We start from the raw sequence: 14,863 nt of genomic DNA, 5'->3' as shown, positions 1-14,863 counted from the left end.
TAACCCGGCACCATGAACCCGCCGCGACAATCTGTTCTCATCCTGATAGTCGCTGACCTCTCACCCAGATCGTCGCGCTATAGCTTCCTGGTACGCGTGAGCAACGCCAGCGCTGCCTGGTACAGCGTGCTCCGCATGATCACGTCGCCGCACTTCGTTATCGGAAGCGTTCGATCCACCTCGCCGGACGCATATTTTCCAGGCGTGAGGCCTAGATGGGCACCAACATCTCGAGATCGCTGGAACCGGTCGGGGTCATCGATTGTGCCCACATAGGTGATGGCCGTGATGGCACCGACGCCGGGGATCGTCATCAATCGCCGGCAAGTCTCATCCTTTCTGACCTCGCCCAGCAACATCTTTTCAAGCACCGCACTCTGCTCCCGAAGAGCTCGACGGGCGATGAGCATGGGCTGGACCATCGCGGCCAGGCGCGGAACGTCCTCGATCAGCTCGCGGATCATCCGCTCGTACGGTCCTTGCGTAACGCGGCCGCTCAGCTTCAGCCCAAACACCTTCAGCGTCCCGCGGATCTCGTTCTCGATGTCGATCGCCTTGATCTTCAAGGTTCGACGATTGGCGAGTAGCATGCGCAGCTCCTGACTGACATCGCTTTTGATATGCACGACGGAGTACCAGCCTACACGCATACAGCTGGCGATAGCCCGGGCATCATTCCGATCGTTCTTCACCGGCATCATCTTGGTGGCAGCGCGAAGCTTGCGCGGGTCGATGCAGACCATGTGGTATCCGTGTTCGCGGAGCCCGTTGAACAGCCACGCCGCGGTCGCTCCGGCCTCGAGTCCGATGCGCTCAAGGCTGTGCTCCACCTTGCTGAGCCACAGCGCGATGTCGTCAGGGTGAGAGACCGCAGTTCCCTCGCGATAGATGACACCGTTCTCGTCCACGATACAGATCGCGGTCTCCGCCAACGACACGTCCAACCCAGCATAAAACTTCATCGCTTCCTCCCATCAAGGTCACTGTTCACATACCTTGGAGACGAAGAAGGCAGGCAGAATGGCAAATCGCAATCACACCATCTACCGGTTGAAGGTGGATATCGCCTCGATCGTCGAGGATTTCGAAGACCTCAAGATCAGGATCAAGATGCCCGAGGGCAAGCCCAATGTGCCGGCGCGCGACGATATCAGGATGACCGATATAACGCCGATCGTGCGCAGCGTCGAGGGCGCGCGGGGCATGGGCGAACTGGTCAACCGTAGATGGAGCTGGCCGGGCAACCGCGGCAAACCGATCTATAATTTCCGCACCGAGGGCCGCGAGTTGAGATCCCACTGCGCTCTCATCTTGGCGGACGGCTTCTACCAGTTCACCGACCCGCCGGTGCCTCGCCCAAAGGATAAACGCCTCGACAAATGGCTGTTCACGATGAAGGATCATGACTGGTTCTGCATCGCCGGCATTTGGCGCGAAAGCCCGGCTGGAGAAGCCTTCACGATGCTCACCATGAACGCCGGACCCGACGTGTCGCCCTATCACCACCGCCAGATTATTCCGCTCACTCACGATCAATGGGGGCACTGGCTCGATCCCACCGTGCCCGCGAAACACGTGCTGGGACGGCTGCCGCAGGGCAGCCTGCCGGTGATCCAGGTCTATGGCGCGCCGCCGGCGCAAGCCGCGCTGCTATGACGCAGGACGCCACCCCCGCCCGCTTTCTCGAGGCTCAGGCAAATATCTATGACACAGCGCTTGCCGAGATCCGGGCCGGCGCCAAGCGCAGCCATTGGATGTGGTATATTTTTCCGCAGCTCCGCGGCCTGGGCCGAAGCCCGACCGCGCACTATTATGGGATCGCCACGCTTGCAGAAGCCCGAGCCTATCTCAGTCATCCGGTCTTGGGTTCGCGCTATCTCGAATGCATAAAAGCGCTTCAAAAGCTGGGTGACAATGACCCGGTTGCTGTCTTCGGCTCGGTCGACGCGATGAAGCTCCGCTCGTCGCTCACCCTGTTCGCTGCGGCGGGTGGGCCGCCGCTGCTCGACGACGCCCTCGAACGATGGTTCGATGGCGAGCGAGATGCCTCGACCTTACACCTCCTCGCCTAAGTCTCAGACGAATCGCGAATCATCCGCCTTGACGAGTTGGCAGACTCAAAGGAACATATGGGGAACATATTGAGTCGTTGTTCCCATGTCTGCTTGTCCCTCCCCCCTCGACCATAATCAGGTCGATCAGCTGGCCGCGCTTCGCGCAAGCCTGGCGCACGTCCGCGCCGCCCGCGGGCCGGCTCTGGCCTTCGGACTGCCCGAGCTGGACGAGCGCCTCGCGGATCATGGTCTCGATGGCGCGGGACTGCATGAAATCGCTGCTGCCTCGGCCAGCTCACCGATGATGGCTGCGCCACGCTGTTTGCCGCCGGAATCGCGTCGCGCTTTTGCGCGAAGCCCGGTTTAACCATCCTCTGGGCCGTGTCGCGTTTCGACCTTTATGCGCCGGGGCTTGAGCAGATCGGCCTTAGCCCTGACAAGATCCTCTATGCCCAGGGCCGCAAGGATTCCGACGTCCTGGCGCTTGCCGAAGATGGCCTGCTCGATGGATCGCTCGCCTGCGTGGTCGTGGAAGTGAAGGCGGCCGACCAGACCGCGACCCGCCGGCTTCAGCTGGCGGCCTGCGACGGCAAGACGCCTATGCTGCTTTTTCGCCGCCATCGCAGCCGCGAGCGTTGCCCGTTGAGCGGCCTCTCCTCGGCGATGACGCGCTGGCGCATCGGTGCTGCGCCGTCGAGCCCCCTCCCCCATGCCGGCCTTGGTCGGCCGCGTTGGTCAGTCGAGCTTGTCCGGCAGCGGAACGGCAATCCCTTCTCTATCGAACTGGAGGCGTGCGATGACACGGGTCGCCTCGCTCTACCTGCCGCAGCTCCCGATAGAGCGATTGCGGAAGGCAGAGCGGCCCGCCAGGCTGCCTGAGCCGGCTCCTGCCCCGGTCGCACCGCGCTTCGCACCGCCGATCGACGATAATCCTGGCGCCTGTTCCGTCCCCAAGGCGGGCGGCTGGCGTCCCGGCGCCCGCTGGGCGCGCGATGGCGCGCTCGGTAGTCGGCCAACCCAGGCCGATATCGACGCCATGCCAGCGCAACAACGGCCGACCATGCGCGAGATGGGACGGCGCAGCGAAGCAGCCGAGCATCCATTCAAGGCCATGCCCGCCGATAACGGTGGCGGCCGCGCAGCATCGCTCCCCGTATCCGCGCTCACATGGGCGACGCTCTGGGGGAAGCCCACCGTCCTTATCACGCGCACCGGGCAACGAGACGTCGTGACCGCCGCCTGTCCGCTTGCGCTGGAACTTGGCCTTGGCCCCGGCATGGCCGCCGCCCATGCGCGAGCGCTGGTGACCGACCTTGAGGTACGCGACGCGCAGCGAGTGGCGGACCAGGCCTGGCTGGATCGGCTGGCGCTGCACGCGGTCGCGCATTGGACGCCGACAGCCTGCGTCTCTGGACCCGACGGCCTCTGGCTCGATCTCACGGGGACGACCCATTTATTCGGCGGCGAGGCGCGCTTCTGTCGGCGGTTGCTGCCGTTTCTTGAACGCCTCGGCTTCACCGCCAGCATCGCAATCGCCGGCACGCCGGGCGCCGCCCATGCGCTCGCGCGCTACGGGAACGAGGCCATCATTCTCCTTCCCGACGGCACCGAAACCCAGGCCATTGCCGATCTCCCGCTCTGCGCGCTTCGATTGGAGCCAGGGGTAGTTGACCGCAGCCCGATTCGGTCTGGAGCGTATCGCTGACCTCTATCCCATAACATAAAGCGTCGGAACCATGTGCCTCTGCAAAAGACATCCTGGTCCAAGAATATCGACTTATCTTTCTGTAATAAACAGATTTTTTGTTCCGCATGCGGCGCTCGGAGACGTTATGACAACAAAGAGACCGATTGCGCCGACTGACCGAACAGCTCGTGCAGCGCTGACCGCGCGTCACGAGCACATTCGATCTGCCATGACGTGAGGGATCAAGTCGGCAGGGGCATCCGCGGCCGGCAGCGTTACCGGGCAGGCGCAATCGTCGCGAGTGCGCCGTGGGAATCGCGGATCGTCACCGGAACCGCAATCGAAGGTCGACGCCGAAGCTGCGTGGCTGGGCGATGCCCCAGCTATTGGCGGGCGTAAGATCGCCGCCATTTTCCACCCCTCTGACGAAATAGGCGTCAAACAGGTTCTGCGCATAGGCGACGATTTCGACGCCCCTGCCGCTGTCATAGCCCAGCCTCAGATTGATCTGCGTATAAGCTTCCCGTCGGGTGATGCCCCGCCAGTCGAAACTCTCCCTTCGACGCCCCTCATGCATCCACTCGCCTTGCAGATAGATCTCGGCCGGGCCGATCGGATAACGGCCGGTCGCGACGCCCGCGCTCGACCAGATCGGATTGGGCAGGCCGCTGCAGTCCTTTTGCCCACAGTCGCGGTCGTCCTGCTTTTCGGTTCGCGTCCAGGTCACATGGCCCGACAGGTCGAAATAGCGGCTCGGCTTCCAATTGAGGGCGCTTTCCACGCCATATCCGGTCACGCTGCCGACATTCACGACCTGCTGGGTCCGGCTTTCCGTGTCGAAATAGACCGTCTGAAGATTGCGGTAGCGATAATGGAAGCCGGTTATGTCGAAGCTCAGCGTCCTGGCGAGGGCCAGGCCCTTTATCCCCAGCTCCTTGCTCCATATCGTCTCCGGCGCGAAGGCGTCGGGCTTCGTTCCGTCGGGCACCAGCCGATACGCCTCGACCGGGACAGGCGCGGCGACCGTGAACGATCCGAATCCGCCCGCCTTGTAGCCGCGGGTGATGCTGGCGTAGAGGTTGATGTCCGGCCCCACCGCATATCGCACATAGGCGCGTGGCGTCAGTCCGCCCCAGCTCTTGCTGGAAGAAACGGGACCATCGGTGAAATAGGTGAAGGTCCAGACATTGCCGAGGCTGCTTTGGCTGGGCAGCACATCGATGCTGAAATGCTTGCGGTCTCGCGCATATCGAATGCCAATGCCAGCCTCCAGCGCTTTCGAGAAATGAAAGTTGGTATCCAGGAAAACGGACCATCCGCGGTTGCGGGACCGCACGTCGTTGATGTCGGTCAGCAGGCCGCCCGGCGCCGGCCGGTAGGGCGCGCCGTAAAGGTCCATGGTCATCCCGCCGCAATCGGCATAGCCATAGCCCGCCGTGCAGACGAGATCCTCGGCAGCCTGGTTGGTGAAGCGCGCCGCGACATCCTCCCAATAAAGCGAGACCCCCGCCGACCAGGTCAGGCGCCGATCGTCTCTGGACATCAGCCGGAAGTCCTGACTGACATAGCGGGCATGCTGGCGCTGGTCGTAATTGCCCAGTTGCAGCGCCGTTCCGTCATAGTCCTCCAGATAATGGAAATCGGACTTGCGAAAGGCGGTCAGGCTGTTGAGGCGCGCCGATCCAAGATCGAGATCGATCGATGCGGTCAGGCTGGTGATGTCGCCATCGTCACGCGGTCTGAGGAGATCGGTATCCACGTCGCGGCGAGACCCCCGGATAACAATATCCCGCTGCAAGACTTCGCTGAGATAGTCGAGAACTTCACGATCGTCATTGGACGCCCGATAAGGCGCGCCGTCGAGCCGCCGACGCTCATGTTCGGCACTCAGCAGGACATCGGCATCGCCGGCCCTGTAGCGCAGGGCGACGCGGCCGGCCTGCTTGTTGCCGCCCATCAGGCGATCATTGCGGCCGGCCGTGAAGGCATTGTCTATCCAGCCATCATAATCCGTCGCATAGCCCGCAATGCGAAGCGTCCAGTCCTCCGCCACCGGCAGGTTGATGGCGCCTTCTGCATCCTTGCGGCCGAAGCTGGCGACCCCGACATAGAGATGCCCGGAAATACGCCCCGGATCCGGCTTGTTGGTCATGATGCTGATCGCACCGGAAATGGCATTGCGGCCGAAGAGGAACCCCTGGGGCCCTCGCAAGGCTTCCGCCTGCGCGACATCGAACAGGGAGGTCACGGCAGCGCCTGTCCTGCCCTGATAGACCCCATCCTTGAAGATCCCGATCGAAGGATCGCCGCCAATGCCATAGTCGTTGGAGGTGATGCCCCGGATGGCGATGCTGTCGATATAGCTGTCGTCCGAATTGCCTGAAAAACCGGGCGTGAAGGTGACGATGTCCTTGACGTCGTCCAGCCGCGTGCGGTCGAGAAAGGCTTCGCCGAAGGCGGAGATCGCCACGGGAACGGTCTGGATGGCTTCCTCCCGGCGCTGCGCCGTGACGGTGATCTCCGCCGCCGATATGGGGTTCGGCAGGTCCTCGGCAGAGGCGGAATGCGGCAGCATGACAGCACAGGCCGTCAGGGCCGGGAAGATACGAGGATGCATGATTACCCCTTCACGCCGCGCGCAGGCGGGCAATGACCAGATCGAACCGCTGCGTCAGCTCGCTGGCGCTGGACCGGACCGCGGCCCCTACATTGAGCGTATGTTCGGCGTTCGCCTTCACCGCATCCAGGCCCGCGGCGATGACGCTGATGGCGTCGTGCACCGCTTGCGCGTCGCCGCCGACGCTCTGACTGCTCGCCAGGATCGTACGGGCCCCCTGATGGTGCTTATCGGCGGCCAGGGACACATCCGACACGTTGCGCTCCAGTTGGCGGACGACGGTGTTCAGCAGGTTGAGCAGCGACGCGATCGAGGAGGCGGATGCGTTCACCGCCTCGATCCGCCGCTCGATCTGGCCCGCCATGTCGCCGGCCCTGTTCGCCAGCGTCTTGATCTCGCCGGCGACGACCGCAAAGCCGGCTCCCGCCTCGCCGCCCCGCGCAGCCTCTATCGTGGCGTTCAGGGCCAGCATGTTCGTCTGGCCCGCTATTTGCCGGATGGTGCGGGTGGCAAGGTCGATCGCCTCTATCTCCCTTTGCAACTGGTCATTGGCGCCCATCACCGCGCGAGCCTCGACTTCCGTCTTGTCCATGTTCTGACGGGTGGCGATCGATTGGGTGTGGATCTGGCCAATGGCGACGCTCAACTCCTGCACATGCGCCTCGATCTCGTGCACGGCCTGCGCCGACGCACGGCTGCGGTCGCGGACCAGGGCCGTCCCGGTGAGCTGTTCCGCGAGAGCGGCCAGCGTGTCGCGGGCGCTGGCTTCAAGCTGATCCGCCTGCCTCAGCAAGGATCCCGACAGGTCACCCACGCTGGTGGAGAGAAGATTGGCGACCTCATGCGCGGCGTTTCGCAGCGCTTCGCGATGTTCGGCCTGTTCCCGCCCTTCCCGCTCTGCAATGGCGGCGATCTGCTCCCTCGCCTGTTCCGCCTGTTGGCGCGCCTCTTCCGCGGCCAGAGTCGCATTCTCCCGATCCCTGGAGATGCGTTCGGCCCGCAACCGGCCGGCGAGCAACGACGCATGGGTCCGCAACATGGCGCGCGAGACGGCGAGGAAAAACAGGATGAAGAGCGCGGCGGCCGATGCCAGCAGCCATGAAAGGCTCTTGAGCGCCGCTATGCCCGGGCGCACCGGCAACCAGTGGATATGGCCCAAATCGGCGCCGTCAGGACTGATCAAGGGATGACCGGGCGATGTCTCGGCATCCGCTTCCGGCGGGTTGAAGCTGATGTCCGCCAATGCATAGGCCTGTTCCCAACTGGCGAACAGCTCGGCATCCAGCGGGCGAACCACGACGACATGGCGGAGCGGCCCGGAAGGGAGCGGCCGGTTGGCGGAAAAAGGAAGGATCGGGGCGCCGGCGAACAAGGCCGGACGGCCCCGATAAAGCTGGATGAACGGGCGGATGGGGAAATTGCGGCGATCATCGACATGCTTGGGCAGCGTGCGTTCAAGATGCCGAAGCGCTTCCGGCGCATCCCTCATCAGCGTGGTTCTGACAGTCGATCGGGGTTGCCAGCCGAAAATGGTCCCGCCGCGCTCGTCGAGAACATATAGGGGCATGGCGCCGCCGAAGTTCGAGGCTGCCCATTCACGGTCGATCCCGCCGTATAGATGATCGACGGCGTCATCCCAGAGCGCATAATCCCGGGCCGTGGCTGCAAGAGCATTGGTCTCCCGCTTCATGGCGCCGTTGACCATGCGCGCCTTTTCCAGCGCCGCAGCATCGTCCATCCTCGAAACAAGCACGGTGACGAGGATGCCGCAGGTCATGAAGGTCACGAGCGTCAACGCGATGAGCGGCAGGATAGCGCCGGGCAGGCGGCGAAGTGCACCTGTCAATGGGGCTAGATGCCGCACGATGTAAGAGCCCCCGTCTGACCAGCCTTGTCTTGCCGTTTGACTGCGCCCCGAATGGTTATGATTGATTTAACGCTTCTGCCTTTGGGCTGAAAATTGTTCTGCATTTAACCTATGTCAGATAACTTAGGTAATAGGGTCCGGCGACTTTGGACGACCCGACAGGAATATCCTGTATCTGCTTGGTGGAAATGAGAGGACATGGCGCGAGGCATCTGCGCCAGCTTCGGTCAGGCTCGATAAAATCGATGGCTGCTCATTCAAGACTTCCGAAGATCGGTTCGGGACGATCCTCAGACTTGTCCGGAGCCGTGATTGGAGCGGGAAGCGCAGGCTCGTCCCGGCAGGCATCATCCGGTCGCATGGCCACATGCTGCTCGGGCCAGTGGAGGAAGGGCAGGACCGTACCGGAGCCACGCCACACATCAACCTGATCCAGCCGGACATCCGAGAACAGCCATTGCGGCCGGTTGACTTCACCGACCGCGAATACGCCATTATCCGGCGCGATGCCGTCGGGCGGACCGTAAATGGCTGCCGCGCCGTGATTGTCATCCAGAGAGGGCAGCCAGGGCGCCTGCCCCACCGTGGGCGCCTGGACGACATAGCATTGGTTTTCCAGCGCGCGGGCCTGCGCCCCGATGCGGACGCGCCAATAGCCCTGCATGCTGTCGGTCGCAGACGGCACCAGGATGATCCTGGCGCCCGCCTCGGCCTGTGCCCGCGCGATCAGCGGAAATTCGGCATCGTAGCAGATGGAAATCCCTACCCTGCCGAAGGGCGCATCCAGGACATGAACGGCCTCGCCGCCCGTTATGCCCCAGATTTCCCGTTCGAACCGCGTCATGACGATCTTGTCCTGATAACCGGTCCGGCCATCGGGGCAGAAGAGCCGGGCGCGGTTGACGACCGCTCCCCGGGCGTCGCGGCACGGGCGGCTGCCGCCCAGGATCGTCACGCCATAATGGATGGCGAGTTGCCGGTGCAGTTCGTCGATCCGTTCCCCCAGCGCCACGACATGATCGAGCGAAGCATGAAGATCGGCCGCCGCCGCCGGATCGGTGCCGGCCAGTTCCATGGCGGCATATTCCGGAAAGACAAGGAGCTGCGCGCGCCCGACCGCCGCCTCCGACACCCAGCGGCTGAGCTTCGCTTCCCAGGCGCCGTAGCTCGGCAACAGTTCGATCGGATATTGCGCGGCTGCAATGCGGACCTCGGTCATTCGGAGTCCCGTAGCGGCTTCCGCCCGAAGCGCGTCGGATGATCGCCCTCCCCGGCCTGCCTCATCCCGCCTTCACCTGATCCAGCCAGTCGGCCAGATTATAATGGTTGCTGACCCGCGCGATCGCGCCGTCGCGCAGTTCGAAGAAGGCGCCGACGCGCAAAATATAGCGCTGGCCGGATGCAGGAGGCAGATCGCCGTCCGTCTCCAGATATTCGCCCTCCAGCATGAATTCCGCGGCCGCCCGTTTTCCATCGGCGGAGGCCAGGAACACGGGATCGATGACCCTTTCCCTGTAGCAGCGGTTCATATGGTCGAGGAATTGCGCAAAGGCCGCCTTCCCTTCCCGCACCGAACCCTGCGAGGGTTCGTGCACGACATCCTGCGCCAGCAGATCGAGCATCGCCGCGCTGTCGCCGCGATTGAAGGCCGCATAATAGCGACCGAGCAGGTCCGCAGCCATGGCGTTCAATCCTCCGGCGCGATGGTGACGCGAAGGCCGTCCAGTTCGACCGTCAGCGGAACCTGGCAGGACAGGCGCGACCGGTCGATACGATGATCGCTGCTGTCGAGCAGGTCGTTCTCATCAGGGCCGAGCGGCGGCAGACCGGCTGCGCGTCCGTCATCCACATGGGCATGGCAAGCATGTTCTGCGCCGTCGCGGCCGGTCACGAAAATCTGCACCATCGATCAATCCTTGCCAAGACGGGCCGCATGCCAGCGCAGATGGTCCGCCATGAAGGTGGAAATGAAATAATAGCTGTGATCATAGCCGTCGCGCAGATTCAGCGTCAGGTCGATCCCCGCTGTCTCGCAAGCCGCCTTCAGCAGTTCCGGGCGCAATTCCTGTTCCAGGAAATTGTCGGCCGTCCCCTGGTCGACCAGCAGCGCCGGAACCCAGGCGCCGTCCTCGATCAGCGCGACCGCGTCATGCCGGCGCCAGGCGGCCGGGTCGTCGCCCAGATAGCCGGCCAGCGCCTTCTGTCCCCAGGGCACCTGCCCCGGCGCGACGATCGGCGCGAAGGCCGATACCGCCTTGTACAGGTCGGGAAGGGCGAGGCCGACGGTCAGCGCGCCATGGCCGCCCATGCTGTGACCCATGATCGACTGGCGTTCCATGTCCGCGGGGAAATTGGCCGCGACCAGCGCGGGCAGTTCCTGGGTCACATAGGACCACATGCGATAATGGGCGGCGAAGGGGGCCTGCGTCGCGTCGACATAGAAACCGGCGCCCAGACCGAAATCATAGGCCCCGTCCGGATCGTCCGCCACGGCATCGCCGTTGCGGTCCGGGCCGCGCGGGCTGGTGTCCGGCGCGACGAAGATCAGGCCCAGTTCGGCGCAGGCGGCGCGGAACTCGCCCTTTTCAGTGACATTGGCATGGGTGCAGGTCAGTCCGGACAGATACCAGACGACCGGCAGTTTCGTCCCCTCCGCATGGGGCGGCACATAGACCGAGAAGGTCATGTCCGTCCCCGTCGAGGCGGAGGCGTGCCGGTACACGCCCTGCACGCCGCCAAAGGCCTTGTTGGCGCTCACCTGTTCCATGATCACCTGCCATCCGATCGCGTGGGAACGGCGCCGGAAGTCACCGCCATAAATTTTCTCCTCGCCGTATCAGAACAGCACGACGCTGCGGATGCTCTCCCCCGCATGCATCAGGTCGAAGCCCTTGTTGATCTCCTCCAGCGTCAGGACGTGGGTGATCATGGGATCGATCTCGATCTTGCCGTTCATGTACCAGTCGACGATCTTGGGAACGTCGGTGCGGCCCTTCGCGCCGCCGAAGGCCGTACCCTTCCAGACCCGGCCGGTGACGAGCTGGAACGGGCGGGTGCTGATCTCCTTCCCCGCTTCGGCGACGCCGATGATGATGCTTTCCCCCCAGCCGCGATGACAGCATTCGAGCGCGGTGCGCATCACCTCCGTATTGCCGGTCGCGTCGAAGCTGTAGTCGGCGCCGCCGTCCGTCACCTCCAGAATCCTGGCGACGGTCTCCTCGCGCGAAAGGCCCCTGCTGTTGATGAAATGAGTCATGCCGAACTTGCGGCCCCATTCCTCCCGGTCCGGGTTGATGTCGATGCCGATGATCTTGTCCGCGCCGACCATCTTCGCGCCCTGGATGACATTGAGACCGATGCCGCCCAGGCCGAAGACCACGACATTCTCGCCCGCCTGCACCTTGGCCGTGTTGACGACCGCGCCGACGCCGGTGGTGACGCCGCAGCCGACATAGCAGCTCGTCTGGAAGGGCGCATCGTCGCGGATCTTCGCCACAGCGATCTCCGGCAGGACGGTGAAGTTGGAGAAGGTGGAGCAGCCCATATAGTGGAAGATCGGCTGGCCCTTGTAGCTGAAACGGGTCGTGCCGTCCGGCATCAGTCCCTTGCCCTGGGTCGCGCGGATCGCGGTGCACAGGTTCGTCTTGCCCGACAGGCAGCTTTTGCACTGGCGGCATTCGGGCGTGTAGAGCGGGATCACATGGTCGCCGGGCTTCACCGAAGTGACGCCCGCGCCGACCTCCCGCACGATGCCAGCGCCCTCATGGCCCAGGATCGAGGGGAAAATGCCCTCGCTGTCGAAACCGTCCAGCGTATAGGCGTCGGTGTGGCAGATGCCCGTCGCCATGATCTCCACCAGAACCTCGCCCGCCTTCGGGCCTTCCAGATCGACTTCGACGATCTCCAGTGGCTTCTTCGCCTCGAAGGCGACGGCGGCGCGGGTCTTCATCTCTCATTCCTCGTCATGATCATTTGCGAGAAGAGAGGCCATGGCTCCCGCCGCGCCCTCTCTTTCCACCCTCCCTAGCGCTGTTCCGCAATGGTGATAATATAGTGTTTCGGAAAATCATTATTCCTGAGCTGGTATAATCACATGTCCAACTGGGATGGCATAGACGAGTTCATCAGTGTCGCCACCGCAGGCTCCTTCACGCGCGGGGCAAGGGCGCTGGGTGTCTCCACCACCCATGTCAGCCGGTCCATCATGGCGCTGGAGCAGCGCGTGCAGGCGCAGCTTTTCCACCGGACCACCCGGACCGTCCGGCTGACCGACACCGGCCGGGTGTTCTTTGAACGGTGCGAGCGCATCGCCAAGGACAGGGACGAGGCCATCGCCCTGATCGGAGAGAGAAGCGAGCCGCAGGGAGAGTTGCGCGTCACCTGCTCGACGGCCATGGGGGAGCGCTTCGTGGCGCCGATCATCCGCCGCTTCGCCATGCAGCATCCCAAGCTGGCCGTGTCGATCGAATTGTCCAACCGGGTCATCGATCTGGTGGGCGAGGGATTCGACGTCGCGGTGCGGACGGGGACGGTCAACGACCCTCGCCTGATCGCGACGCGGGTGGCGTCGCGCACGCTCTACACCTGCGCCGCCCCCAGCTATCTGGCTTCCGCGGGCCGCCCCGCCGGCGTCGGTGCGCTGGCCGGGCATGAATGCATCGCGGGCTCCGCAGGCACATGGCATTTCAAGGTCGACGGCCAGGAAATGATCCATCGGCCCAAGGGGCGCTTCAGGTGCAATAGCGGACATGCCGTCATGGAAGCGTGCATTTCGGGGCTCGGCATCTGCCAGCTCCCGGATTTCTACATCCTCCCCTATCTCAAGCACGGCATGGTCGAACTGCTGCTGGAGGATGTCCAGCCGGACGATGAGCCCATATGGGCGGTTTATCCCCAGCGGCGGCATCTGCTGCCAAAGGTGCGGCAGGTTGTGGATTGCCTGCTGCATGAACTGGGGCCGGCGATGAACACCCCCAGAAGGGAAGCGGCGGTCAGGCCAGATCGATACGTTCCTTGAGCCGGTCGCGAGACGAAGCGAGGAAATCCAGCGCCGCGCCTTCATCCGACATCGCCCGCGCCAGCGTCATGGCCCCGACAAGCTCCGCAAGCAGCGAATGGGCGAGCGCCGCGCCATCGGACCGGCCTGCAATCTCCAGCGCCCGCGCAATCCCTTCTCGAAACCGCCTGACCCCCGCTTCGAACCGCAGGCGCGCGGCGGGTGGCATGCGTGCGGCCTCCCCCGAAAGGCCGGGCAAGGGGCAACCACGGTCCGCCGCCCGATAGGCGCTTTCCGACAGATAATGGTCGATCAGGCCGGAAAGGTCCGGCCTTTCCCCCAGAAAGCGGTCCAATATCATGGCGCTTTCCTCGAACATGCGGTCGACGGCATGCGCCACCAGATCGTCCCGCGACTCGAAATGAGCATAGAAGCCGCCATGAGTGAGCCCCGCCCGCTGCATCAGCGCCGAGACGCCGATGCCTTGCACGCCCGCCATGCGCATGGCCCCGGCCGCCTCGCCCAGGATACGCGCGCGCGTCTTCGCCTTGTGCGCGCTCTTGTCAGCCATGACCGCTCGTCCTCTTCTTCTTCTGCGTCTTTGCCATGCCCCTTCCCTCTGGACAAATGACAATCGTCATATATATGATGATCGTCATATTAGCAACGGTGTCAGGAAGGGCGATGATGCAGCCCGAGATAATGTTAGGATCCGCCGGCACCAGCCCGTGCTGGAGCCTGCCGCTTTTCCGATGCCGCCGCTGATGTGACGGGCCTCAACGGCTCTTTCGACCATCCCCAGGAGTATTGCCATGACACAGGCTGAAAAGAACATCGCCCTTATCACAGGTGCTTCGACCGGTATCGGCGCGGTCTATGCGGACCGCCTGGCCAGACGCGGCTTCGACCTCATTCTCGTCGCGCGGGACCGGCCGCGCCTGGATGCGCTGGCCGAAAGGCTGCGCGGCGAAGCGGGCGTGGACGTGGAGGTCATCGCGGCGGACCTGACCGCCGAGGGCGACCTGCAACGGATCGAGGAGCGTCTGGCCGCAGGCGACGTCACCATGCTCGTCAACAATGCGGGCATGTCGCTGAACGGCGGCATATTGGATAATGACACGCCGCAATTGTCGCGGATCATCGCCCTCAACGTGACGGCGCCGACCCGGCTCGCCTCCGCGGCGGGCAAGGCCTTCGTCGCGGCGGGCCGTGGCGCGATCGTCAACCTGTCCTCCGTGCTCGCCCTCGCGCCCGAGATGTTCGATGGGGTGTATAGCGGAACCAAGGCCTTCATCCTGAACCTCAGCCAGTCGATGGCCACACAATTGCGCGACAAGGGCGTCCGCGTGCAGGCCGTCCTGCCGGGCGCCACGCGAACCGAAATCTGGGCGCGGTCGGGCAAGGATGTCGATGCCTTTCCCGCAGGCTTCGTGATGGAAGCGGGCGATATGGTGGATGCCGCCCTGCTCGGCTTCGACAGGGGGGAGACCGTCACTATTCCGCCGCTGTCCGACGAACAGCAATGGCTGACCTTGCAGGAGGCGCGCCTCGCCATGGGACCGAATCTGTCCAAGAGCGATGTCGCGCCCCGTTATCGGGACGCCCTTCTTACCGCCTGAGCGGGCCGCCGATGCGAGAAGCG

Annotated in this window: 15 protein-coding genes and 1 pseudogene; 6 read left to right on the top strand and 10 right to left on the bottom strand. The window is 63.9% G+C overall.

Features of this window, described 5'->3' with window-relative positions; genetic code table 11:
- Positions 1 to 77: 77 nt before the first annotated feature.
- Positions 78 to 962 (bottom strand): IS110 family transposase, encoded by an 885-nt coding sequence (locus K7W03_RS11670; RefSeq protein WP_222886377.1) that lies wholly within the window; start codon positions 960 to 962, stop codon positions 78 to 80.
- Between the two features lie 58 nt (positions 963 to 1,020).
- On the opposite strand from K7W03_RS11670, the gene K7W03_RS11665 reads away from it, so the two are divergent.
- Together K7W03_RS11665 and K7W03_RS11660 are read left to right on the top strand one after the other, a co-directional pair.
- A complete protein-coding gene (locus K7W03_RS11665; RefSeq protein WP_222886376.1) occupies positions 1,021 to 1,656 on the top strand; it encodes an SOS response-associated peptidase family protein in 636 nt (211 codons plus the stop codon).
- Positions 1,653 to 2,072 carry a DUF1810 domain-containing protein gene (locus tag K7W03_RS11660; protein WP_222886375.1) on the top strand — a complete coding sequence of 140 codons (420 nt, stop codon included), beginning with the start codon at positions 1,653 to 1,655 and terminating at the stop codon, positions 2,070 to 2,072. The genes K7W03_RS11665 and K7W03_RS11660 overlap by 4 nt, the downstream gene beginning before the upstream one ends.
- A 19-nt stretch (positions 2,073 to 2,091) precedes the next feature.
- Here K7W03_RS11660 and K7W03_RS27790 read toward each other — a convergent pair whose 3' ends face one another.
- The gene (locus K7W03_RS27790) at positions 2,092 to 2,325 is read right to left on the bottom strand and encodes a hypothetical protein (RefSeq protein ID WP_226870081.1); all 234 of its coding nucleotides are present in this window, start codon (positions 2,323 to 2,325) and stop codon (positions 2,092 to 2,094) included.
- Between the two features lie 110 nt (positions 2,326 to 2,435).
- Between K7W03_RS27790 and K7W03_RS11655 the strand changes: the two genes are divergently transcribed.
- Positions 2,436 to 2,933 (top strand): protein ImuA, encoded by a 498-nt coding sequence (locus tag K7W03_RS11655; RefSeq protein ID WP_319024308.1) that lies wholly within the window; start codon positions 2,436 to 2,438, stop codon positions 2,931 to 2,933.
- Entirely contained in the window at positions 2,851 to 3,759 is a 909-nt protein-coding gene (locus K7W03_RS11650) for a hypothetical protein (RefSeq protein ID WP_226870079.1), read from the top strand. Before K7W03_RS11655 ends, K7W03_RS11650 begins: the two co-directional genes overlap by 83 nt.
- 307 nt (positions 3,760 to 4,066) lie before the next feature.
- Here the strand turns inward: K7W03_RS11650 and K7W03_RS11645 are convergent, their stop codons facing one another.
- The 7 genes and pseudogenes from K7W03_RS11645 to K7W03_RS11615 form a co-directional block, all read right to left on the bottom strand.
- The gene (locus tag K7W03_RS11645; RefSeq protein WP_222886374.1) at positions 4,067 to 6,358 is read right to left on the bottom strand and encodes a TonB-dependent receptor; all 2,292 of its coding nucleotides are present in this window, start codon (positions 6,356 to 6,358) and stop codon (positions 4,067 to 4,069) included.
- Between the two features lie 10 nt (positions 6,359 to 6,368).
- The gene (locus tag K7W03_RS11640; RefSeq protein WP_222886373.1) at positions 6,369 to 8,204 is read right to left on the bottom strand and encodes a methyl-accepting chemotaxis protein; all 1,836 of its coding nucleotides are present in this window, start codon (positions 8,202 to 8,204) and stop codon (positions 6,369 to 6,371) included.
- A 274-nt stretch (positions 8,205 to 8,478) separates the two neighbouring features.
- Positions 8,479 to 9,444 carry a carbon-nitrogen hydrolase family protein gene (locus tag K7W03_RS11635; RefSeq protein ID WP_222886372.1) on the bottom strand — a complete coding sequence of 322 codons (966 nt, stop codon included), beginning with the start codon at positions 9,442 to 9,444 and terminating at the stop codon, positions 8,479 to 8,481.
- A 61-nt stretch (positions 9,445 to 9,505) separates the two neighbouring features.
- Complete coding sequence (locus K7W03_RS11630) at positions 9,506 to 9,907, bottom strand: ketosteroid isomerase-related protein (protein ID WP_222886371.1); 402 nt, start codon at positions 9,905 to 9,907, stop codon at positions 9,506 to 9,508.
- Positions 9,908 to 9,912: 5 nt separating this feature from the next.
- Positions 9,913 to 10,086, bottom strand: a pseudogene (locus K7W03_RS11625) (ferredoxin); the annotation flags it as partial.
- Between the two features lie 48 nt (positions 10,087 to 10,134).
- Positions 10,135 to 10,992 (bottom strand): S-formylglutathione hydrolase, encoded by an 858-nt coding sequence (gene fghA / locus K7W03_RS11620; protein WP_222886370.1) that lies wholly within the window; start codon positions 10,990 to 10,992, stop codon positions 10,135 to 10,137.
- A gap of 69 nt (positions 10,993 to 11,061) precedes the next feature.
- A complete protein-coding gene (locus K7W03_RS11615; protein WP_048576202.1) occupies positions 11,062 to 12,174 on the bottom strand; it encodes an S-(hydroxymethyl)glutathione dehydrogenase/class III alcohol dehydrogenase in 1,113 nt (370 codons plus the stop codon).
- A gap of 144 nt (positions 12,175 to 12,318) precedes the next feature.
- Between K7W03_RS11615 and K7W03_RS11610 the strand changes: the two genes are divergently transcribed.
- Positions 12,319 to 13,242, top strand: coding sequence for a LysR family transcriptional regulator (locus tag K7W03_RS11610; RefSeq protein WP_137709005.1), 924 nt, complete (start codon positions 12,319 to 12,321; stop codon positions 13,240 to 13,242).
- Here K7W03_RS11610 and K7W03_RS11605 read toward each other — a convergent pair.
- A complete protein-coding gene (locus K7W03_RS11605) occupies positions 13,217 to 13,792 on the bottom strand; it encodes a TetR/AcrR family transcriptional regulator (RefSeq protein WP_140043357.1) in 576 nt (191 codons plus the stop codon). The two genes, K7W03_RS11610 and K7W03_RS11605, sit on opposite strands and share 26 nt — an antisense overlap.
- A 241-nt stretch (positions 13,793 to 14,033) precedes the next feature.
- On the opposite strand from K7W03_RS11605, the gene K7W03_RS11600 reads away from it, so the two are divergent.
- Complete coding sequence (locus K7W03_RS11600) at positions 14,034 to 14,840, top strand: SDR family NAD(P)-dependent oxidoreductase (protein WP_025550200.1); 807 nt, start codon at positions 14,034 to 14,036, stop codon at positions 14,838 to 14,840.
- Positions 14,841 to 14,863: the final 23 nt, after the last annotated feature.

Source organism: Sphingobium sp. PNB (assembly GCF_019873065.1).
Lineage (GTDB): Bacteria > Pseudomonadota > Alphaproteobacteria > Sphingomonadales > Sphingomonadaceae > Sphingobium > Sphingobium fuliginis.
This window is presented reverse-complemented; position numbering and strand designations above follow the sequence as displayed.